The 1,076-nt window shown below is 73.5% G+C and carries 1 protein-coding gene and 1 pseudogene; one reads left to right on the top strand and one right to left on the bottom strand.

The annotated features are described in order from the left end of the window. Positions 1-121 precede the first annotated feature (121 nt). Positions 122-712 (top strand): TetR/AcrR family transcriptional regulator, encoded by a 591-nt coding sequence (locus tag EAO77_RS38255; protein WP_147992856.1) that lies wholly within the window; start codon positions 122-124, stop codon positions 710-712. A 124-nt stretch (positions 713-836) separates the two neighbouring features. Here the strand turns inward: EAO77_RS38255 and EAO77_RS38250 are convergent. Continuing rightward, a pseudogene (locus tag EAO77_RS38250) lies at positions 837-1,076 on the bottom strand (TetR/AcrR family transcriptional regulator); the annotation flags it as partial.

Raw genomic sequence — 1,076 nt, 5'->3', positions numbered from 1 at the left:
AGGGCGGCGGTGCCGATCACCGGGTAGAAGCTGGTCGTTCTCATGGCGGACCCTTTCGCGTACCATCGGTATGCCAACCACGCTATTCACGTACCATCGGTATGTCAACAAGGAGTCCGTCATGCGGCAGGACGGCGTCCGCGCCCAGCGGCGCGAACAGACCCGGCAGGCACTGCTCGGGGAAGGGCGGCGCCTCTTCTCCGAACGCGGCTACGCGGACGTCGGGCTCGCCGAGATCGTCGCCGCGGCCGGCGTGACCAAGGGGGCGCTCTACCACCACTTCGCGGGCAAGACCGAGCTGTTCCGTGCCGTACTGGAGGAGACCCAGCAGGAGGTCGCCCGGCGGGTCGGGGCGGCGGCCGCCGCCCACGACGATCCCTGGGAGCAACTCGTGGCCGGATGCCAGGAGTTCCTCACCGCGGCCACCGACCCCGAGCGGCAGCGCGTCATGCTCGTCGACGGCCCGGCCGTCCTCGGCTGGAGCGAGTGGCGGGCCATGGACGAGGCGGGTTCCGCACGGCACCTCGCCGAGGCGCTCACCGCGCTCGTCGACGCCGGCGTCATCGCCGGGCAGCCCGTCGCCCCCCTCGTCCACCTGCTCTCCGGCGCGATGAACGAGGCCGCCCTCTGGCTCGCCACCACCGCCGCCCCCGAGGACCTCGCCCCGACCCGCTCCGCGCTGGAGCGGCTCCTCGGCGCGCTGCGCCCGTGACCATGGGGTGGACCGAGGAGGAGTACGTCGCGTACCTCGCCGGTGAACGGCGGCGGTACGCCTGGGTGATGCGCCACTACGGCGGCCGGACGGCGGCCCGCGCCGGGGCCGAGGCGATGGAGTTCTACCCGTACCAGCCCGACACGCCCCTGCGAGGGCTGGTGTTCCACGACGAGGCGTGGCACTGGGCGAYGGGCTGCCCGGCGATGACGCCGGCGTCGACGAGCGCGGTGAGCGCCTCGGCGAGGTGCCGTGCGGAACCCGCCTCGTCCATGGCCCGCCACTCGCTCCAGCCGAGGACGGCCGGGCCGTCGACGAGCATGACGCGCTGCCGCTCGGGGTCGGTGGCCGCGGTGAGGAACTC

The organism is Streptomyces sp. T39 (assembly GCF_008042045.1).
Classification (GTDB): domain Bacteria; phylum Actinomycetota; class Actinomycetes; order Streptomycetales; family Streptomycetaceae; genus Streptomyces.
This window is presented reverse-complemented; position numbering and strand designations above follow the sequence as displayed.

What these genes read in the sequence shown, in the direction of transcription:
- EAO77_RS38255 (WP_147992856.1), top strand. Translation starts at nt 122, where the DNA reads ATGCGGCAGGACGGCGTCCGCGCCCAGCGGCGCGAACAGACCCGGCAG.